This is a genomic window from Streptomyces sp. NPDC026672 (assembly GCF_040638185.1).
GTDB lineage: Bacteria > Actinomycetota > Actinomycetes > Streptomycetales > Streptomycetaceae > Streptomyces.
This window is the reverse complement of sequence record NZ_JBEZXS010000006.1, coordinates 20,561-40,717: the sequence shown is the minus strand read 5'-3', so window position 1 is coordinate 40,717 and position 20,157 is coordinate 20,561. Positions and strand designations below refer to the sequence as shown.

Below are 20,157 nucleotides of genomic sequence, written 5' to 3'. Positions count from 1 at the left end.
GACTCCCCCGTAACCTGAGCCGCGACCACCTGGAACGTTCGGCCGTGCCCGGCACGGATGAGAGTGAGGCAGCACCCCATGCCCCCCTTCGACGTCCCCGAGGGCGACCCCTTCGGCCCGCACAACCTTCCCTACGGCGTGTTCTCTCCCTCCGGCTCCACGGAGCGGAGGGTGGGCGTCCGGCTCGGCGACCACGTGCTCGACGCGGGCGCCGCGGCCGCCGCGCTCGGCTCCCCGTACGTCTCCCTGCTCGCCCGCCCGGACCTCGGGCCGCTGCTGGCGGCCGGCCGCACCGCCTGGTCCGACGTGCGGCGCGCACTCACCGCGTGGGTGACGGTCCCCGCGCACCGCGAGGTGATCGCCCCGCTGCTGCACCCCCTGGCGTCGGTGACCCTGCACCTGCCCTTCCAGGTCGCCGACTACGTCGACTTCTACGCGTCCGAGAACCACGCCCGCAACGTCGGCCGGATCTTCCGTCCGGACGCCGCGGACTCGCTCACCCCCAACTGGAAGCACCTGCCGATCGGTTACCACGGCCGCTCCGGCACGGTCGTGGTCTCGGGCACCGACGTCGTCCGCCCCTCGGGCCAGCGCAAGGCCCCGGCCGACCCGGCACCGGTCTTCGGGCCGTCCGTCCGGCTCGACATCGAGGCCGAGGTCGGCTTCGTGGTCGGTGTGCCGTCGCCGATGGGCCGGGCGGTGCCGCTGGACGGCTTCCGCGAGCACGTCTTCGGGCTGTGCCTGCTCAACGACTGGTCGGCGCGCGACCTCCAGGCGTGGGAGTACGTCCCCCTCGGCCCCTTCCTCGGCAAGTCCTTCGCCACCTCGGTGTCGGCGTGGATCACCCCGCTGGAGGCCCTGGAGGCGGCGCGGGTGACCCCGCCCGAGCGCACCCACCCCCTGCTGCCCTACCTGGACGACACCGACGCCGACGGTCCCGGCGGCTACGACCTGCGGATCTCCGTGGCGATCAACGGGCATGTCGTCTCCGAACCCCCCTTCTCCACCATGTACTGGACCGCCGCCCAGCAGCTCGCCCACATGACGGTCAACGGCGCCTCCCTGCGCACCGGCGACCTGTACGCCTCGGGCACGGTCAGCGGACCGTCCGCGCACGAGCGCGGCTCCCTCCTGGAACTCACCTGGAACGGCCGCGACGCCCTGGAACTCCCGGACGGCAAGCGGACGTTCCTGGAGGACGGCGACGTCGTCACACTGTCCGCGTGGGCACCGGGCCCGGACGGCACCCGGGTCGGCCTGGGCGAGGTCACCGGACGGATCACGGCCGGCTGAGCCCTCGGCCCGGCCCGCGGGCGGGAGCGGACCGTACCGACGGAAACCCGTTCGTCCCCGGAGACTGACCGCTGTGCCCCGCGGCCGTCATACTGGCGGCGGGACACCGCACCGCCCGTCGCACCACCCCCGTTCCGCATGCGCACCACCACCCCTCTCCCGCCCCCTTCCGACCAGGAACCGGAGCCACTGGCATGACCGTCTGCCTGCTCCTGCTGAGCCTCGTCGCCCTCTCGGCCTCCGTACCGGCGCCGCGCGCGCTGACCAGGGCCGTGTGGCCCGAGCGGGAACCCGTGGTCGGGCTGTGGGCGTGGCAGTGCCTGGTCGCCACCGTGCTGCTGTGCTGTCTGGCGGCGCTGACGCTGGGGGCGGCGGCGGTCTTCCACACCGTGCGCGACCACGTCTTCGCGCCCGCGCCGCCCGCCGTCACCGCCGCCTACGACCTGTCCGCCGCCCCGCTGTGGGCCGCCGCCCTCACGGTGCTGCTCGCCTGCGGGGCCGCCTGGACGACGGCGATGCTCGCCCGGGAGATGGCCGAGGCCCGCAGACGGCGCGGCCGGACCCGGGCCCATCTGCGGGAGCGCGCCCCGGAGCTGCCCGCCGGGCTACCGGCCGCGCGCGGTCCGATGCTGGTGCTTGAGGACGAGTACCCGGACGCCTGGTGGATGCCCGGCCATCCGCCCCAGCTCGTGGTCACCACCGGCGCCCTGCACCGCCTCACCGACCCCCAGCTGGACGCCGTCCTCACCCATGAGCGCGGTCACGCCCGCGCCCACCACGACTGGCTGCTCCATCTCTCCACGGCGCTCGCCACGGGCTTCCCGAGGGTGCCGCTGTTCTCCCACTTCTGCGACCAGACACACCGTCTCGTCGAACTCGCCGCCGACGACGCGGCCTCCCGGCGCTGCGGCCACCTCACCACGGCCCTCGCGCTGATCGAGCTGAACCAGCACCGAGGCGTGCTGTCCTGCGCGTCCAGCCGGCGGCTGCTCGGCGAGCGTGTGGACCGGCTCCTCGAACCCCCGCCGCGGCTGCTGCGCAGGCACCGGGCCCTGACGACGACGCTCGCCACGCTGATCCCGCTGCTGCCCCTGCTGATCACCTTCGCCCCGGGGCTGACCGCGCTGTCCTGAGCGCCGCCGTGCGCCCCGGGGGGGGGCGCGCTCACATCCAGTCGTCGGGCTCGGGCTCCTCGTCCGGCTCCGACCGCGGCCAGTCGTCGTCCGCGGGGGCGCCGCCGCCCGCCGGGGCCGGGGTGCCCGTCCCGGACAGCGCGGAGAGCACCGCGAGCACGCCCTCGCCGTAGGTGACCAGCTTCTTCTCGCCGACACCGCTGACGGTGCCCAGCTCCGCCACCGAGCCGGGGGCCCGGACGACGATCTCCCGGAGCGTGGCGTCGTGGAAGACGACGTACGCCGGGACGCCCTGTTCGCGGGCCTGCTCGGCACGCCAGGCGCGCAGCGCCTCGAACGCCGGGAGCAGTTCCGCGGGCAGTTCGGCCACCGCCGCCTTGGCCTTGCCGCCCTTGCCCGAGGACGAGGAGCCGCGTGCCGCGGCCGGCTTCTTCGGCTCCTTGCGCAGCGGCACGTCCCGCTCGCGCCGCAGCACCGTGCCGCTGTCCTCGGTGAGCACCAGCGTGCCGTACTCCCCCTCCACGGCGAGCAGGCCCTGGGCCAGCAACTGCCGGACGACACCCCGCCACTCGCCCTCGGTCAGCTCCTCGCCGATCCCGAACACGGACAGCTGGTCGTGGTCGAACTGGATCACCTTGGCGTTGCGCCTGCCGAGCAGGATGTCGATGATCTGCACCGCGCCGAACTTCTGTCCCCGCTCGCGCTGGAGCCGCACGACCGTGGAGAGCACCTTCTGCGCGGCGACCGTGCCGTCCCAGGTCTCCGGCGGGGTGACGCAGGTGTCGCAGTTGCCGCAGCCTGCCGCGTCCGGGTCCTGGCCGAAGTAGGCGAGCAGCTGGCCGCGGCGGCAGCGGACCGTCTCGCACAGGGCGAGCATCGAGTCCAGGTGGGCGGCGGCACGGCGGCGGAACGCCTCGTCGCCCTCGCCGGACTGGATCAGCTTGCGCTGCTGTATGACGTCGTTGAGGCCGTAGGCCATCCAGGCCGTGGAGGGCAGTCCGTCGCGGCCGGCCCGGCCCGTCTCCTGGTAGTAGCCCTCGATCGACTTGGGCAGGTCGAGGTGGGCGACGAAGCGCACGTCCGGCTTGTCGATGCCCATGCCGAAGGCGATGGTGGCGACGACGACCAGGCCGTCCTCGCGCAGGAACCGGGACTGGTGCGCCGCGCGTGTGCCCGCGTCGAGGCCCGCGTGGTAGGGCACGGCCTCGATGCCGTTCTGGCTGAGGAACTCGGCGGTCTTCTCCACCGAGTTGCGCGACAGGCAGTACACGATGCCCGCGTCGTCCGGGTGCTCCTCGCGCAGGAAGGCCAGCAGTTGCTTCCTGGGGTCGGCCTTGGGGACGATGCGGTACTGGATGTTGGGGCGGTCGAAGCTCGCCACGAAGTGGCGGGCCGACGGCATGCCCAGGCGCCGGGTGATCTCCTCGTGCGTCGCGCGGGTGGCCGTCGCCGTGAGGGCGAGGCGGGGGACGTCCGGCCAGCGCTCGCCCAGCAGGGAGAGGGAGAGGTAGTCGGGGCGGAAGTCGTGGCCCCACTGGGAGACGCAGTGGGCCTCGTCGATGGCGAAGACGGAGATCTTGCCCCGGGAGAGCAGGTCGAGGGTGGCGTCCAGGCGCAGCCGCTCGGGGGCGAGGTAGAGCAGGTCCAGTTCGCCGGCGAGGAACTCCGCCTCGACCACGCGCCGTTCGTCGAAGTCCAGCGTGGAGTTGATGAACCCGGCGCGCACGCCGAGCGCCCGCAGCGCGTCCACCTGGTCCTGCATCAGGGCGATGAGCGGTGAGACGACGACGCCCGTGCCCGGTCTGACCAGGGCCGGGATCTGGTAGCACAGCGACTTGCCGCCGCCGGTCGGCATGAGTACGACGGCGTCGCCGCCCGTCACCACATGTTCGATGATCGCTTCCTGCTCGCCCCGGAATGCCTCGTACCCGAAGACCCGGTGCAGCGTGGCCAGCGCCTCGCTCTCGGTCGCCTCTGGCATCTCGCCGATCCCGCCCGTCCCGCGCATCGTCGTGTCCCCCGTACGTCGTCCCTCGACCACTGCGTCCACGATAGGGGTCCGCGCCGACAGCGTCGGAGTTGTCCACAGGTCCGGTGCGCACAGCACGGCGGCCCGGCCCCCACTCAGGGGTGCCGGGCCGCCGGATGCGGGCGTGCGCCGGGTCAGCGCACGAAGACTCCCGCCTGGCTCGCCAGGTCCAGGAAGTACTGCGGGGCCACACCGAGGACCAGCGTCGCCGCCACGCCCACACCGATCGCGATCGTCGTCAGCGGGGACGGCACGGCGACCGTCGGGCCCTCGGGCCGGGGCTCGCTGAAGAACATCAGCACGATCACGCGGATGTAGAAGAACGCCGCGATCGCCGAGGAGATCACACCGACCACGACCAGCGGGGCCGCGCCGCCCTCCGCCGCCGCCCGGAACACGGCGAACTTCCCGGCGAAGCCGGAGGTCAGCGGAATGCCCGCGAAGGCCAGCAGGAACACCGCGAACACCGCCGCGACCAGCGGGGAACGACGGCCGAGGCCGGCCCACTTGGACAGGTGCGTGGCCTCGCCGCCCGCGTCGCGCACCAGCGTGACCACGGCGAACGCGCCGATCGTCACGAAGGAGTACCCGGCCAGGTAGAACAGGACGGACGAGACACCGTCCTTCGAGGTCGCGATGACACCCGCGAGGATGAATCCCGCGTGCGCGATCGACGAGTAGGCCAGCAGCCGCTTGATGTCGGTCTGGGTGATCGCGACGATCGCGCCGCCGAGCATCGTGATGATCGCGACGGCCCACATGACCGGCCGCCAGTCCCAGCGCAGGCCGGGCAGGACGACGTACAGCAGCCGCAGCAGCGCGCCGAACGCGGCCACCTTGGTCGCCGCCGCCATGAAGCCGGTCACCGGGGTCGGGGCGCCCTGGTAGACGTCGGGCGTCCACATGTGGAAGGGCACCGCGCCCACCTTGAACAGCAGGCCCATAACGACGAGGGCGACGCCGATGAGCAGCAGCGCGTCGTTGCCCATGGTGTCGGCGAGCGCCGGGTCGACGTTGGCGACCGTGCCGTCGACGACCTGCGCGACCGTCGCGTACGACACCGAGCCCGCGTAGCCGTACAGCAGGGCGATGCCGAACAGGGTGAACGCGGAGGCGAAGGCGCCGAGCAGGAAGTACTTGACCGCGGCCTCCTGCGACATGAGGCGCTTGCGGCGGGCCAGCGCGCACATGAGGTACAGCGGCAGGGAGAAGACCTCCAGGGCCACGAACAGCGTCAGCAGGTCGTTGGCCGCGGGGAACACCAGCATGCCCGCGATCGCGAAGAGCAGCAGCGGGAAGACCTCGGTGGTGGTGAACCCGGCCTTGACGGCCGCCTTCTCGCTGTCGCTGCCGGGCACGGAGGCGGCCTGCGCGGCGAAGGAGTCGACCCGGTTGCCGTGCGCCTCCGGGTCCAGGCGCCGCTCGGCGAAGGTGAACAGGGCGACCAGGCCGGCCAGCAGGATCGTGCCCTGGAGGAACAGGGCGGGTCCGTCGACGGCGATGGCGCCCATGGCCGCGATGTGCGACTTCGTCGTGCCGTATCCGTCGGCCGCCAGGGCGATGATCGCGGCGAAGGCGGCGCACAGGGCGACGACGGAGACGAACACCTGGGCGTAGTACCGGGACTTGCGCGGGACGAACGCCTCGACCAGCACCCCGACGATCGCCGCTCCGACGACGATCAGGGTGGGCGACAACTGGCCGTACTCGATCTTCGGCGCGTCGATCTTCGAGATCGGGTCGGCCGCGGTTGTCCACAGGCTGTGGACGGCTGCTGCGCTCACTTGGCGGCCTCCACTTCGGGCTTGGGGTCGGTCTGGTGTACGTCCGACATGGTCTGCTTGACCGCCGGGTTGACGATGTCCGTGACGGGCTTCGGGTAGACGCCCAGGAAGATCAGCAGCACGATCAGCGGGGCCACGACGAGCAGTTCACGCGCCCGCAGGTCGGGCATGGCGGAGATTTCCGGCCGGACCGGGCCCGTCATCGTCCGCTGGTAGAGGACGAGGGTGTAGAGCGCGGCGAGGACGATGCCGAAGGTGGCGATGATGCCGATGGCCGGGTAGCGCGTGAACGTGCCGACCAGCACCAGGAACTCGCTGACGAACGGGGCGAGTCCGGGCAGTGACAGGGTGGCGAGACCGCCGATCAGGAAGGTGCCGGCGAGCACCGGGGCGACCTTCTGCACTCCGCCGTAGTCGGCGATGAGCCGCGAGCCGCGCCGGGAGATCAGGAAGCCGGCGACCAGCATCAGCGCGGCGGTGGAGATCCCGTGGTTGACCATGTAGAGCGTCGCCCCGGACTGGCCCTGGCTGGTCATCGCGAAGATGCCCATGATGATGAAGCCGAAGTGCGAGATCGACGCGTAGGCCACCAGCCGCTTGATGTCGCGCTGGCCGACCGCGAGCAGCGCCCCGTAGACGATGCTGACGAGCGCCAGGACGAGGATGACCGGTGTCGCCCACTTCGAGGCCTCCGGGAACAGCTGGAGGCAGAAGCGCAGCATCGCGAAGGTGCCGACCTTGTCGACGACCGCGGTGATGAGGACGGCGACCGGAGCGGTGGCCTCCCCCATCGCGTTGGGCAGCCAGGTGTGCACCGGCCACAGCGGGGCCTTCACCGCGAAGGCGAAGAAGAAGCCCAGGAACAGCCAGCGTTCGGTGCTGGTCGCCATGTCCAGCGTGCCGTTGGCCCGCGCCTGCGCGATCTCCTGGAGGCTGAAGTTCCCGGCGACCACGTAGAGCCCGATCACCGCGGCCAGCATGATCAGACCGCCGGCCAGGTTGTAGAGCAGGAACTTCACGGCCGCGTACGACCGCTGGGTCGACGCCGCCTCCTCGCCGTGCTCGTGGGCACGGTCCCCGAAGCCGCCGATGAGGAAGTACATCGGGATCAGCATGGCTTCGAAGAAGATGTAGAAGAGGAAGACGTCGGTCGCCTCGAAGGAGATGATCACCATCGCCTCGACGGCCAGGATCAGCGCGAAGAAGCCCTGGGTGGGCCGCCAGCGCCGGCTGCCGGTCTCCAGCGGCTCCGCGTCGTTCCAGCCGGCGAGGACGATGAACGGCATGAGCAGGGCGGTCAGGGCGAGCAGGGCGACGCCGATGCCGTCGACGCCCAGTTCATACCTGACGCCGAAGTCCGAGATCCACGCGTGGGACTCGGTGAGCTGGTAGCGGGCGCCGTCCGGGTCGAAGCGGACCAGGACGACGATCGCGAGCACGAGCGTGGCCAGCGAGACCAGCAGCGCAAGCCACTTGGCGGCGGTGCGCCGCGCGGCCGGTACGGCGGCCGTGGCGATCGCCCCGACGGCCGGGAGCACCGCCGTCGCTGTCAGCAGAGGAAAGGACATCGGTATCAGACCGCCCTCATCAGCAGGGTCGCGGCGACGAGGAGTGCCGCACCGCCGAACATCGAGACCGCGTAACTGCGCGCGAAGCCGTTCTGGAGCCGGCGCAGCCGTCCGGACAGGCCGCCGAACGAGGCCGCCGTGCCGTTGACGACCCCGTCGACCAGGGTGTGGTCGACGTACACCAGGGAGCGCGTGAGGTGCTCTCCGCCGCGGACCAGCACGACGTGGTTGAAGTCGTCCTGGAGCAGGTCGCGCCGGGCGGCCCGGGTGAGCAGGGAACCGCGCGGGGCGACGACCGGGACGGGCCTGCGGCCGTACATCAGGTACGCGATGCCCGCGCCGACGACCAGGAGCACCAGGGTCGCGGCGGTGACGGCGCCCGCGCTGACCGGGGAGTGGCCCCCCTCGTGCCCGGTGACGGGCTCCAGCCAGTGCAGGAAGCGGTCGCCGATCCCGAACAGCGCGCCCGCGCCGACGGAGCCGACGGCCAGCACCATCATCGGGATCGTCATGACGCTCGGCGACTCGTGCGGGTGCGGCTGGTGGCCGTCCGCGTCGGGCTGCCAGCGCTTCTCCCCGAAGAACGTCATCAGCATCACGCGCGTCATGTAGAACGCGGTGATGGCCGCGCCCAGCAGGGCCGCGCCGCCGAGGATCCAGCCCTGTGTGCCGCCCTTGGCGAAGGCCGCCTCGATGATGGCGTCCTTGGAGTAGAAGCCGGACAGGAACGGGAAGCCGATGATCGCCAGATAGCCGAGGCCGAAGGTGACGAAGGTGACCGGCATGTACGTCCTGAGGCCGCCGAACTTCCTCATGTCGACCTCGTCGTTCATGCCGTGCATGATCGAACCGGCGCCGAGGAACAGCCCGGCCTTGAAGAAGCCGTGCGTCACGAGGTGCATGATCGCGAAGGCGTAGCCGATCGGGCCGAGGCCGGCGGCCAGCACCATGTAGCCGATCTGCGACATCGTCGAGCCGGCCAGCGCCTTCTTGATGTCGTCCTTCGCGCAACCGACGATCGCACCGAACAGCAGCGTGACCGCGCCGACGACCGTGACGACGAGCTGTGCGTCGGGCGCTCCGTTGAAGATCGCGCCGGAGCGGACGATCAGGTAGACGCCCGCGGTCACCATGGTCGCGGCGTGGATGAGGGCGGAGACCGGGGTCGGGCCCTCCATCGCGTCCCCGAGCCAGGACTGGAGCGGCACCTGGGCGGACTTGCCGCAGGCGGCGAGCAGCAGCATCAGCCCGATCGCGGTGAGCTTGCCCTCGGACGCCTCGCCCGCGCCGTCCAGGACGGGCCCGAAGGCGAAGGTCCCGAACGTCGTGAACATCAGCATGATCGCGACGGACAGGCCCATGTCGCCCACGCGGTTGACGAGGAACGCCTTCTTCGCCGCCGTGGCCGCGCTGGGCTTGTGCTGCCAGAAGCCGATCAGCAGGTACGAGGCGAGGCCCACGCCCTCCCAGCCGACGTACAGCAGGAGGTAGTTGTCGGCGAGGACGAGCAGCAGCATCGCCGCGAGGAACAGGTTCAGATAGCCGAAGAAGCGGCGGCGCCGCTCGTCGTGCTCCATGTACCCCACGGAGTACAGGTGGATCAGCGAGCCGACACCGGTGATCAGCAGGACGAACGTCATCGACAGCTGGTCGAGCCGGAAGGCCACGTCCGCCTGGAAGCCCTCGACGGGGATCCAGGTGTACAGGTGCTGGGTCAGGGTGCGGTGTTCGGCGTCCTTGCCCAGCAGGTCGACGAAGAGGAGCACGCCGAACACGAAGGACGTCGTCGACAGGAGCGTGCCGACCCAGTGGCCGACGGCGTCCAGCCGGCGACCGCCGACCAGCAGGACGGCCGCTCCGAGCAGGGGCGCCGCGATCAGCAGCGCAATCAGGTTCTCCACGATTCTTCCGACCCCTTACAGCTTCATCAGGCTGGCGTCGTCGACCGAGGCCGAGTGGCGGGTGCGGAACAGCGACACGATGATCGCGAGACCGACCACGACCTCCGCTGCGGCGACGACCATCGTGAAGAAGGCGATGATCTGGCCGTCGAGGTTGCCGTGCATCCGGGAGAAGACGACGAACGCGAGGTTGCAGGCGTTGAGCATCAGCTCGATGCACATGAACACGACGATCGCGTTGCGCCTGATGAGCACGCCGGTCGCGCCGATCGTGAACAACAGGGCGGCGAGGTAGAGGTAGTAGACCGGGTTCACTTCGACGCCTCCTCGGCCCGCTTGAAGTTCGCCGGCTCGATCGCCGTGCGCTCCAGCCGCTCCTCGGCGCGCTGCTCCAGGGCCCGCAGGTCGTTGAGCGCCTCCGTGGAGACGTCGCGGATCTGGCCGCGCCCGCGCAGCGTCTTGTTGACCGTCAGCTCCGAGGGGGTGCCGTCGGGGAGCAGACCCGCGATGTCCACGGCGTTGTGCCGGGCGTAGACACCGGGGGCGGGCAGCGGCGGGAGGTGCTTGCCCTCGCGCACGCGCTCCTCGGCCAGCTCGCGCTGGGTCTTGGCGCGCTCGGTGCGCTCGCGGTGGGTGAGCACCATGGCGCCGACGGCGGCCGTGATGAGCAGGGCGCCGGTGATCTCGAACGCGAAGACGTACTTCGTGAAGATGAGGGCGGCGAGGCCCTCCACGTTGCCGTTGGCGTTCGCCTGGCCGGTGCCGTCGAACTCCGTGAGGGAGGCGTTGCCGATGCCGGCGATCAGCAGGACGCCGAAGCCGACCCCGCACAGCAGGGCCAGCCAGCGCTGGCCCTTGATCGTCTCCTTCAGGGAGTCCGCCGCGGTCACGCCGACGAGCATCACCACGAACAGGAACAGCATCATGATCGCGCCGGTGTAGACGACGATCTGCACGATGCCCAGGAAGTAGGCGCCGTTGGCGAGGTAGAACACCGCCAGGATGATCATGGTCCCGGCGAGGCTGAGCGCGCTGTGCACGGCCTTCTTCATGAAGACGGTACTCAGGGCGCCGATCACGGCGACGCTGCCCAGGACCCAGAACTGGAACGCCTCACCGGTGGAGGTGGTGTAGGCGGCGAGCTGCTGGCTCATGCGTCCACCTCCTGGTCCTCGGGCCGCTCTCCCTTGGAGACGGCGACCTGGCGCACGGTCCCGGGCGCGGCCTCCGTGACCAGGCCCCGGTAGTAGTCCTGCTCGTCGGTCCCCGGGAAGATCGCGTGCGGGGTGTCGACCATGCCCTCCTCCAGACCGGCGAGCAGCTGCTCCTTGGTGTAGATGAGGTTGGCGCGGCTGGAGTCGGCCAGCTCGAACTCGTTGGTCATCGTCAGCGCGCGCGTGGGGCACGCCTCGATGCACAGCCCGCACAGGATGCAGCGGGCGTAGTTGATCTGGTAGACGCGGCCGTACCGCTCGCCCGGCGAGTAGCGCTCCTCGTCGGTGTTGTCGGCGCCTTCCACGTAGATGGCGTCGGCGGGGCAGGCCCAGGCGCACAGTTCACAGCCGACGCACTTCTCCAGGCCGTCCGGATGGCGGTTGAGCTGGTGCCGTCCGTGGAACCGCGGGGCCGTGGTCTTCTTCTGTTCCGGGTACTGCTCGGTCAGCCGCTTCTTGAACATGGCCTTGAAGGTCACGCCGAAGCCGGCGACGGGGTTCATGAAGCCGGGCTTCACCTGCTCGGTCTCCTTGGGCTCCTCAGCCATCGGACGCCTCCTTTCCATCCGTGGGTCCGTCACTGACAGTGTCCGTCCCGCCACTGACAATCAGCTCCCGCTCACGGCGGGGCCGGCGCCTGGGCACGGGCGGAAGCTCCTGGCCGGGCAGCGGCGGGACGGGGAACCCGCCCGCCATCGGGTCGAACCCGATCGCCTCGGCCGCGGGCTGCTCGGCCTTCTTCGAGCGGTCGCGGAAGATGTCGACCACGAAGGACAGGAGCAGCAGGGCCAGGACGCCTCCGCCGACGTACAGCGCGATGTCGGCGAAGTCGTAGTTCTCGTTCCTGAGGGTCCGCACGGTCGCGACGAGCATCAGCCAGGCCACGGAGACCGGGATGAGCACCTTCCAGCCGAGCTTCATCAGCTGGTCGTAGCGCACGCGCGGGAGCGTGCCGCGCAGCCAGATGAAGAAGAACAGCAGCAGTTGGACCTTGATGACGAACCAGAGCATCGGCCACCAACCGTGGTTGGCGCCCTCCCAGAAGGTGCTGATGGGCCAGGGGGCCCGCCAGCCGCCGAGGAACAGCGTGGTCGACACGGCCGACACCGTCACCATGTTCACGTACTCGGCGAGCATGAACATCGCGAACTTGATCGACGAGTACTCGGTGTTGAAGCCGCCGACGAGGTCGCCCTCGGACTCCGGCATGTCGAAGGGGGCGCGGTTGGTCTCGCCGACCATCGTGACGATGTACAGGAGGAAGGAGACCGGCAGCAGCAGGATGTACCAGCGGTCGTGCTGCTGCTCGACGATCGTGGACGTCGACATCGACCCCGAGTAGAGGAACACGGAGGCGAACGCGGCGCCCATGGCGATCTCGTAGGAGATCATCTGCGCGCAGGACCGCAGGCCGCCGAGGAGCGGATACGTGGATCCGGAGCTCCAGCCCGCGAGGACGATGCCGTAGATGCCGACCGAGGCGACCGCGAGGATGTAGAGCATCGCGATCGGCAGGTCGGTGAGCTGCATCGCGGTGCGGTGGCCGAAGATCGAGACCTCGTTGCCCGAGGGGCCGAAGGGGATCACCGCGATCGCCATGAAGGCGGGGATGGCCGCGACGATCGGCGCGAGGACGTAGACGACCTTGTCCGCGCGCTTGACGACGACGTCCTCCTTCAGCATCAGCTTCATGCCGTCGGCGAGCGACTGGAGCATGCCCCAGGGGCCGTGCCGGTTGGGGCCGATGCGCAGCTGCATCCAGGCGACGACCTTGCGCTCCCACACGATGGAGAACAGCACGGTGACCATCAGGAAGGCGAAGCAGAAGACCGCCTTGACGACAACGAGCCACCACGGGTCCGTGCCGAACATCGAGAGGTCTTCGGCGGCGGTGTACGGGCTCATGCCTCCACCTCCTCGGGAGCCTCACCGGCGAGCGGCGCCGGGCCGATGCGGACGAGCGAGCCGGGCAGCGCCCCGGTGTCGGAGGCGACCCCGCCGCCCGCGGAGTTGAGCGGGAGCCACACCACCCGGTCGGGCATCTCGGTGACCTGGAGCGGGAGTTCGACGGACCCGACGGGCCCGCTGACGGCGAGCACGTCGCCGTCCTTGACGCCGGCCTCGGCGGCCGTGGCGGCCGACAGCCGCGCCCGGGCCGCGTGCCGGGTGCCGGCGAGCGCGTCGTCGCCCTCCTGGAGCAGGCCCTGGTCGAGCAGCAGCCGGTGCCCGGCGAGCACCGCCTCGCCCGTGGCCGGGCGGGGCAGCGCCACCGAGGACTCGCGCGGGCCGTCGGCCGGGGCGCCGTCCCAGGCGCCGAGCCGGTCCAGCTCCGCGCGCGCGGTGCGCAGGTCGGGCAGGCCCAGGTGCACGTCCATGGCGTCGGCGAGCATCTGGAGCACCCGCAGATCGGTCGGCGCGAGGCGCCGGGTCATCTGCTCGGGCTTGAGCGCGGCCTCGAAGGAACGGGCGCGGCCCTCCCAGTTGAGGAAGGTGCCCGCCTTCTCGGCGACCGCGGCGACCGGCAGGACGACGTCGGCACGCTCGGTGACCTCACCGGGCCGCTGCTCCAGCGACACCAGGAAGCCGACCGCGGAGAGCGCCTCACGCGCGCGGGCCGGGTCGGGCAGGTCGGCGACCTCGACGCCGGCGACCACCAGGGCGGACAGTTCGCCGGTGGCGGCGGCCTCGACGATCCGGCCGGTGTCCCGGCCGTCGCCGGCGGGGAGTTCGGCCAGGCCCCAGGCCGCGGCGACCTCCTGACGCGCGCGGGGGTCGGTCGCGGGGCGCCCGCCCGGCAGCAGCGACGGCAGCGCGCCGGCCTCGACGGCGCCGCGCTCCCCGGCCCGGCGCGGGATCCACACCAGTCGTGCCCCGGTGGCGGACGCGGCCCGTACGGCGGCGGTGAGGCCGCCGGCCACGCCGGCCAGCCGCTCGCCGACCACGATCACCGCGCCCTCGGCGCGCAGCGCCTCGGCGGCCACCGCGCCCGCCTCGTCCAGGCCGACCCCGCCGGCGAGCGCGTCCAGCCACTCGGTCTCGGTGCCGGGAGCGGCCGGCAGCAGTGTGCCGCCCGCCTTCTCCAGGCCCCGGGTGGCGTGCGTGGCCAGCGAGAACACCCGCTGCTTGCGCTTGCGCCAGGCCCTGCGCAGCCGCAGGAAGACGCCGGGGGCCTCCTCCTCCGACTCGAAGCCGACCAGCAGCACCGCGGGCGCCTGCGCCAGCGAGGTGTACGTGACACCCGTGCCGTCGAGGTCGTACCCGCGGCCTGCGACGCGGGCGGCCAGGAAGTCGGCCTCCTCGGCGCTGTGCACGCGCGCGCGGAAGTCGATGTCGTTGGTGTCGAGCGCCACGCGGGCGAACTTGCTGTACGCGTAGGCGTCCTCGACGGTGAGGCGACCGCCGGTGAGGACGGCGGCGCGGGAGCGCGCCGCGGCGAGGCCCCGGGCGGCCGCGTCCAGCGCCTCGGGCCAGGACGCGGGCTCCAGGACGCCGTCGGCGCCCCGCACCAGCGGGGTGTCGAGGCGGTCCTTGAGCTGCGCGTACCGGAAGCCGAAGCGGCCCTTGTCGCAGATCCACTCCTCGTTGACCGCGGGGTCGTTGGCGGCGAGCCGCCGCATGACCTTGCCGCGCCGGTGGTCCGTGCGCGTCGCGCAGCCGCCGGCGCAGTGCTCGCACACCGACGGCGAGGAGACCAGGTCGAAGGGGCGGGAGCGGAAGCGGTACGCGGCCGAGGTGAGCGCTCCGACCGGGCAGATCTGGATGGTGTTGCCGGAGAAGTACGACTCGAAGGGGTCGCCCTCGCCGGTGCCGACCTGCTGGAGCGCGCCCCGCTCGACCAGCTCGATCATCGGGTCGCCCGCGATCTGGTTGGAGAACCGGGTGCAGCGGGCGCACAGCACGCAGCGCTCGCGGTCGAGCAGCACCTGCGTGGAGATCGGGACGGGCTTCTCGTAGGTCCGCTTGCGGCCCTCGAAGCGGGACTCGGCGTTGCCGTGCGACATGGCCTGGTTCTGGAGCGGGCACTCGCCGCCCTTGTCGCAGACCGGGCAGTCCAGCGGGTGGTTGATGAGCAGCAGCTCCATCACACCGTGCTGGGCCTTCTCGGCGACCTCCGAGGTGAGCTGCGTCTTCACGACCATTCCGTCCGTGCACGTGATCGTGCAGGACGCCATGGGCTTGCGCTGGCCCTCGACCTCGACGATGCACTGGCGGCAGGCGCCGACGGGGTCGAGCAGCGGATGGTCGCAGAAGCGCGGGACCTCGATGCCGAGCTGCTCGGCGGCGCGGATCACCAGGGTGCCCTTGGGCACGCTGATGTCGGCGCCGTCGATCGTCAGCGAGACGAGGTCCTCCGGCGGGACCGCCGCCTCTCCCCCGCCTGAGGGAGCGCTGCTGGTCACGGTCATGCGGTCACCTCCGGGCGGTCCGCCCAGGCTGTGGACTTGGCCGGGTCGAAGGGGCAGCCCCGGCCCGTGATGTGCTGCTCGTACTCCTCGCGGAAGTACTTGAGCGAGGAGAAGATCGGTGAGGCCGCGCCGTCGCCGAGGGCGCAGAAGGACTTGCCGTTGATGTTGTCGGCGATGTCGGCGAGCTTGTCGAGGTCGGACATGGCGCCCTTGCCGGCCTCGATGTCGCGCATGAGCTGGACGAGCCAGTAGGTGCCCTCGCGGCAGGGGGTGCACTTGCCGCAGGACTCGTGGGCGTAGAACTCGGTCCAGCGGGTGACGGCGCGCACGACGCAGGTCGTCTCGTCGAAGCACTGGAGCGCCTTGGTGCCGAGCATGGAGCCCGCGGCGCCCACCCCTTCGTAGTCGAGGGGGACGTCGAGGTGCTCGTCGGTGAACATCGGTGTCGAGGAGCCGCCAGGGGTCCAGAACTTCAGCCGGTGTCCGGGCCGCATGCCGCCGCTCATGTCGAGCAGCTGGCGCAGGGTGATCCCGAGCGGCGCCTCGTACTGGCCGGGGCTCGCGACGTGGCCGCTGAGCGAGTACAGCGTGAAGCCGGGCGACTTCTCGCTGCCCATCGACCTGAACCAGTCCTTGCCGTTCTTCAGGATGGCGGGAACGGATGCGATCGATTCGACGTTGTTCACCACAGTCGGGCAGGCGTAGAGCCCTTCGACGGCAGGGAAGGGAGGACGCAGCCGCGGTTGGCCACGGCGGCCTTCGAGCGAGTCGAGCAGCGCGGTCTCCTCACCGCAGATGTACGCGCCGGCGCCGGCGTGCACGGTGAGGTCCAGGTCGATTCCGCTGCCGAGGACGTCCTTGCCGAGGTAGCCCGCCGCGTAGGCCTCGCGCACGGCCTCGTGCAACCGCCGCAGGACGGGGACGACCTCGCCCCGGAGATAGATGAAGGCGTGCGACGACCGGATGGCGTAGCAGGCGATGACGATGCCCTCGATGAGGCTGTGCGGGTTCGCGAAGAGGAGCGGGATGTCCTTGCAGGTCCCGGGCTCCGACTCGTCGGCGTTGACAACGAGATAGTGCGGTTTTCCATCGCCCTGGGGAATGAACTGCCATTTCATTCCGGTCGGGAACCCGGCGCCGCCGCGTCCGCGCAGACCGGAGTCCTTGACGTACGCGATGAGGTCGTCCGGCGACATGGCGAGCGCCTTGCGCAGGCCCTCGTACCCGTCGTGCCGGTGGTAGACGTCGAGCGTCCAGGACCTGTCCTCGTCCCAGAAGGCCGACAGCACGGGTGCGAGCAGCTTCTCGGGACTGGTGTCCTTGAGGTCGGGTGCCACGGTCATCACTCCCCCTCCTCGGCTGCGGGGCCCGCCGGGTGGGCCGGATCGGAGGCCGAGGTCTCCTGCGGCGCGTCGTGCGAGCTGAGGTGCTCGGCCGGGGACGGCCGGTGCACGGCGCCGTCCCGCGGTTCGTCGCGCGGGTGGACCACACGCGCGGGTGCGGTCTCGCCCTTGGCCAGGCGGAGGCCCACCAGCGAGGCGGGTCCCGCGCCGCCGCTCTCCTCGACGGCCCCGGGCCGCTCGTCGGGGAAGCCCGCGAGGATCCGGGAGGTCTCCTTGAAGGTGCACAGCCGGGCCCCGCGCGTGGGCTCGACGGGGCGTCCCTCGCGGAGGTCGTCGACGAGGCGCGTGGCGCTGCCGGGGGTCTGGTTGTCGAAGAACTCCCAGTTGACCATCACGACCGGCGCGTAGTCGCAGGCCGCGTTGCACTCGATGTGCTCCAGGGTGACCTTGCCGTCGTCGGTGGTCTCGCCGTTGCCGACGCCCAGGTGCTCCTGGAGCTGTTCGAAGATCGCGTCGCCGCCCATGACCGCGCACAGGGTGTTGGTGCAGACGCCCACCTGGTAGTCACCGCCCGGCCGGCGCCGGTACATGGTGTAGAAGGTGGCGACCGCCGTGACCTCGGCCGTGGTCAGGCCGAGCACGTCCGCGCAGAACCGCATCCCGGTGCGGGTGACGTGGCCCTCCTCCGCCTGCACGAGGTGCAGCAGCGGCAGCAGGGCGGACCTGGAGTCGGGGTAGCGCGCGATCACCTCGCGCGCGTCCGCCTCCAGCCGGGCGCGGATGTCGTCCGGATACGCGGGCGCGGGCAGTTCGGGCATGCCCAGGCTGACGCCGCGCTCCGAAGAACTGGTGGTCACCGGTCGACGCCTCCCATCACGGGGTCGATGGACGCGACGGCGACGATGACGTCGGCGACCTGGCCGCCCTCGCACATCGCCGCCATGGCCTGCAGATTGGTGAACGACGGGTCCCGGAAGTGGACCCGGAAGGGGCGGGTGCCTCCGTCGGAGACGGCGTGCACCCCGAGTTCGCCCTTGGGCGACTCGACGGCCGCGTACACCTGTCCCGGCGGTACGCGGAAACCCTCGGTGACCAGCTTGAAGTGGTGGATCAGGGCCTCCATGGAGGTGCCCATGATCTGCTTGATGTGGTCGAGGGAGTTGCCCAGTCCGTCCGGTCCCAGGGCGAGCTGGGCGGGCCAGGCGATCTTCTTGTCGGCGACCATGACCGGTCCGGGCTGGAGCCGGTCCAGGCACTGCTCGACGATCCTGAGCGACTGGCGCATCTCCTCCAGCCGGATCAGGAAGCGGCCGTAGGAGTCGCAGGAGTCGGTGGTCGGGACCTCGAAGTCGTAGGTCTCGTAGTCGCAGTAGGGCTGCGACTTGCGCAGGTCGTGCGGCAGGCCGGTGGAGCGCAGGATCGGGCCGGTGGCACCGAGGGCCATGCAGCCGGCCAGGTCCAGGTAGCCGACGTCCTGCATGCGGGCCTTGAAGATGGGGTTGCCGGTGGCGAGCTTGTCGTACTCCGGGAGGTTCTTCTTCATCTTCTTCACGAACTCGCGGATCTGGTCCACCGCGCCGGGCGGCAGATCCTGGGCGAGTCCGCCGGGCCGGATGTACGCGTGGTTCATCCGCAGGCCCGTGACCAGCTCGTAGATGTCGAGAATCATTTCACGATCACGGAATCCGTAGATCATGATGGTGGTGGCGCCGAGTTCCATGCCGCCGGTGGCGATGCACACCAGGTGGGAGGACATCCGGTTCAGCTCCATCAGGAGCACTCGGATGATCTTGGCCCGCTCGGTGAGCTGGTCCTCGATGCCGAGCAGCTTCTCGACGGCGAGGCAGTACGCGGTCTCGTTGAAGAAGGACGTCAGGTAGTCCATGCGCGTCACGAACGTGGTGCCCTGCGTCCACGTGCGGTATTCGAGGTTCTTCTCGATCCCGGTGTGGAGGTAGCCGATGCCGCAGCGGGCCTCGGTGACCGTCTCGCCCTCGATCTCCAGAATAAGACGGAGCACTCCATGGGTGGACGGGTGCTGGGGTCCCATGTTGACGACGATGCGTTCGTCGTCGGCGCGGGCGGCGGTCTGGACGACCTCGTCCCAGTCACCGCCGGTGACCGTGTAGACCGTTCCCTCGGTGGTCTCGCGCGCCGAGGCTGCCGATGTTGACTGCGTGCTCACGAGTACGACCTCCGCTGGTCGGGAGCCGGGATCTGGGCGCCCTTGTACTCGACGGGGATGCCGCCGAGGGGATAGTCCTTGCGCTGCGGGTGGCCCTGCCAGTCGTCCGGCATCATGATCCGCGTCAGCGCGGGGTGGCCGTCGAAGACGATCCCGAAGAAGTCGTAGGTCTCGCGCTCGTGCCAGTCGTTGGTCGGATACACGGGGACCAGGGACGGGACGTGCGGGTCGGCGTCCGGTGCGCTGACCTCCAGGCGGATCAGCCGGTTGTGGGTGATCGAGCGCAGGTGGTAGACGGCGTGCAGCTCGCGGCCCTTGTCGTGCGGGTAGTGGACACCACTCACGCCCGTGCACAGCTCGAAGCGCAGGGCCGGGTCGTCGCGCAGGGTGCGGGCGACGCGCGGCAGGTGCTCGCGCTCGACGTGGAAGGTGATTTCGCCGCGGTCGACGACCGTCTTCTCGATGGCGTTGCCGGGGACGAGTCCCTGTTCCTCCAGGGCGCCCTCCAGCTCGTCGGCGACCTCGTCGAACCAGCCGCCGTAGGGGCGGGCGGCCGGGCCGGGGAGCCGGACGGAGCGGACCAGGCCGCCGTAGCCGGAGGTGTCGCCGCCGTTGTTGGCGCCGAACATGCCGCGCTGGACGCGGATCTCCTCACCGCCCTGGCCGCGCTGACCGGGGAGGTTGGACGCGGAGAGGTCCTTCTCGGGGTTCACGCCGTTCGTCCCGTTGCCGTTCGCGTCGCTCACCGCAGCAGCCCCTTCATCTCGATCGTGGGCAGGGCCTTGAGCGCCGCCTCCTCCGCCTCGCGGGCCGCCTCCTCGGCGTTGACGCCGAGCTTGGAGGTCTGGATCTTGTGGTGGAGCTTGAGGATGGCGTCCATCAGCATCTCGGGCCGGGGCGGGCAGCCGGGGAGATAGATGTCGACCGGGACGATGTGGTCCACGCCCTGGACGATCGCGTAGTTGTTGAACATGCCGCCCGAGGAGGCGCAGACGCCCATGGAGATCACCCACTTCGGGTTGGGCATCTGGTCGTAGACCTGCCGCAGCACCGGCGCCATCTTCTGGCTGACCCGGCCCGCGACGATCATCAGGTCCGCCTGGCGGGGCGAACCGCGGAACACCTCCATGCCGAAGCGCGCCAGGTCGTAGCGGCCCGCGCCGGTGGTCATCATCTCGATGGCGCAGCACGCGAGGCCGAACGTCGCGGGAAAGACGGACGACTTGCGCACCCAGCCCGCGGCCTGCTCGACGGTGGTCAGCAGGAAGCCGCTCGGCAGCTTTTCTTCGAGTCCCATGTCC

16 protein-coding genes are annotated in these 20,157 nt (G+C 70.8%); 2 read left to right on the top strand and 14 right to left on the bottom strand.

From position 1 onward, the window contains the following. The first annotated feature begins 78 nt into the window (after positions 1-78). Together fahA and AB0F77_RS08540 are read left to right on the top strand one after the other, a co-directional pair. Positions 79-1,293 carry a fumarylacetoacetase gene (gene fahA, locus AB0F77_RS08545; protein WP_361943597.1) on the top strand — a complete coding sequence of 405 codons (1,215 nt, stop codon included), beginning with the start codon at positions 79-81 and terminating at the stop codon, positions 1,291-1,293. 194 nt (positions 1,294-1,487) lie between these two features. Then, complete coding sequence (locus tag AB0F77_RS08540) at positions 1,488-2,426, top strand: M56 family metallopeptidase (RefSeq protein ID WP_361943594.1); 939 nt, start codon at positions 1,488-1,490, stop codon at positions 2,424-2,426. 31 nt (positions 2,427-2,457) lie between these two features. Here the strand turns inward: AB0F77_RS08540 and recQ are convergent, their stop codons facing one another. The 14 genes from recQ to AB0F77_RS08470 all read right to left on the bottom strand — a co-directional run bounded on the left by recQ (position 2,458) and on the right by AB0F77_RS08470 (position 20,153). Continuing rightward, positions 2,458-4,434 carry a DNA helicase RecQ gene (gene recQ, locus AB0F77_RS08535; RefSeq protein WP_361944272.1) on the bottom strand — a complete coding sequence of 659 codons (1,977 nt, stop codon included), beginning with the start codon at positions 4,432-4,434 and terminating at the stop codon, positions 2,458-2,460. 155 nt (positions 4,435-4,589) lie between these two features. Then, the gene (gene nuoN / locus AB0F77_RS08530; RefSeq protein ID WP_361943591.1) at positions 4,590-6,239 is read right to left on the bottom strand and encodes an NADH-quinone oxidoreductase subunit NuoN; all 1,650 of its coding nucleotides are present in this window, start codon (positions 6,237-6,239) and stop codon (positions 4,590-4,592) included. Continuing rightward, complete coding sequence (locus AB0F77_RS08525; RefSeq protein ID WP_361943588.1) at positions 6,236-7,807, bottom strand: NADH-quinone oxidoreductase subunit M; 1,572 nt, start codon at positions 7,805-7,807, stop codon at positions 6,236-6,238. The genes nuoN and AB0F77_RS08525 overlap by 4 nt, the downstream gene beginning before the upstream one ends. Positions 7,808-7,812: 5 nt before the next feature. Further along, the gene (gene nuoL / locus AB0F77_RS08520) at positions 7,813-9,708 is read right to left on the bottom strand and encodes an NADH-quinone oxidoreductase subunit L (RefSeq protein WP_361943585.1); all 1,896 of its coding nucleotides are present in this window, start codon (positions 9,706-9,708) and stop codon (positions 7,813-7,815) included. A 15-nt stretch (positions 9,709-9,723) separates the two neighbouring features. Beyond that, positions 9,724-10,023: an NADH-quinone oxidoreductase subunit NuoK gene (nuoK, locus tag AB0F77_RS08515; protein ID WP_046726439.1), complete on the bottom strand. Its 300-nt coding sequence runs from the start codon at positions 10,021-10,023 to the stop codon at positions 9,724-9,726. Continuing rightward, positions 10,020-10,862: an NADH-quinone oxidoreductase subunit J gene (locus tag AB0F77_RS08510; RefSeq protein WP_361943582.1), complete on the bottom strand. Its 843-nt coding sequence runs from the start codon at positions 10,860-10,862 to the stop codon at positions 10,020-10,022. Before AB0F77_RS08510 ends, nuoK begins: the two co-directional genes overlap by 4 nt. Next, positions 10,859-11,470, bottom strand: a complete 612-nt coding sequence (nuoI, locus tag AB0F77_RS08505) for an NADH-quinone oxidoreductase subunit NuoI (protein ID WP_361943579.1) — start codon at positions 11,468-11,470, stop codon at positions 10,859-10,861. Before nuoI ends, AB0F77_RS08510 begins: the two co-directional genes overlap by 4 nt. Next, a complete protein-coding gene (gene nuoH / locus AB0F77_RS08500) occupies positions 11,463-12,827 on the bottom strand; it encodes an NADH-quinone oxidoreductase subunit NuoH (RefSeq protein WP_361943576.1) in 1,365 nt (454 codons plus the stop codon). Before nuoH ends, nuoI begins: the two co-directional genes overlap by 8 nt. Continuing rightward, positions 12,824-15,328, bottom strand: a complete 2,505-nt coding sequence (locus AB0F77_RS08495) for an NADH-quinone oxidoreductase subunit G (protein ID WP_361943573.1) — start codon at positions 15,326-15,328, stop codon at positions 12,824-12,826. Before AB0F77_RS08495 ends, nuoH begins: the two co-directional genes overlap by 4 nt. After that, positions 15,325-16,674 (bottom strand): NADH-quinone oxidoreductase subunit NuoF, encoded by a 1,350-nt coding sequence (gene nuoF / locus AB0F77_RS08490; RefSeq protein ID WP_361943570.1) that lies wholly within the window; start codon positions 16,672-16,674, stop codon positions 15,325-15,327. Before nuoF ends, AB0F77_RS08495 begins: the two co-directional genes overlap by 4 nt. Next, positions 16,671-17,528 carry an NADH-quinone oxidoreductase subunit NuoE gene (nuoE, locus tag AB0F77_RS08485; RefSeq protein WP_361943567.1) on the bottom strand — a complete coding sequence of 286 codons (858 nt, stop codon included), beginning with the start codon at positions 17,526-17,528 and terminating at the stop codon, positions 16,671-16,673. The genes nuoF and nuoE overlap by 4 nt, the downstream gene beginning before the upstream one ends. Next, entirely contained in the window at positions 17,525-18,856 is a 1,332-nt protein-coding gene (locus AB0F77_RS08480) for an NADH-quinone oxidoreductase subunit D (protein ID WP_361943564.1), read from the bottom strand. Before AB0F77_RS08480 ends, nuoE begins: the two co-directional genes overlap by 4 nt. Beyond that, positions 18,853-19,602, bottom strand: a complete 750-nt coding sequence (locus tag AB0F77_RS08475; protein ID WP_361943562.1) for an NADH-quinone oxidoreductase subunit C — start codon at positions 19,600-19,602, stop codon at positions 18,853-18,855. The genes AB0F77_RS08480 and AB0F77_RS08475 overlap by 4 nt, the downstream gene beginning before the upstream one ends. Further along, the gene (locus AB0F77_RS08470) at positions 19,599-20,153 is read right to left on the bottom strand and encodes an NADH-quinone oxidoreductase subunit B (protein WP_043442859.1); all 555 of its coding nucleotides are present in this window, start codon (positions 20,151-20,153) and stop codon (positions 19,599-19,601) included. The genes AB0F77_RS08475 and AB0F77_RS08470 overlap by 4 nt, the downstream gene beginning before the upstream one ends. Positions 20,154-20,157 lie beyond the last annotated feature (4 nt).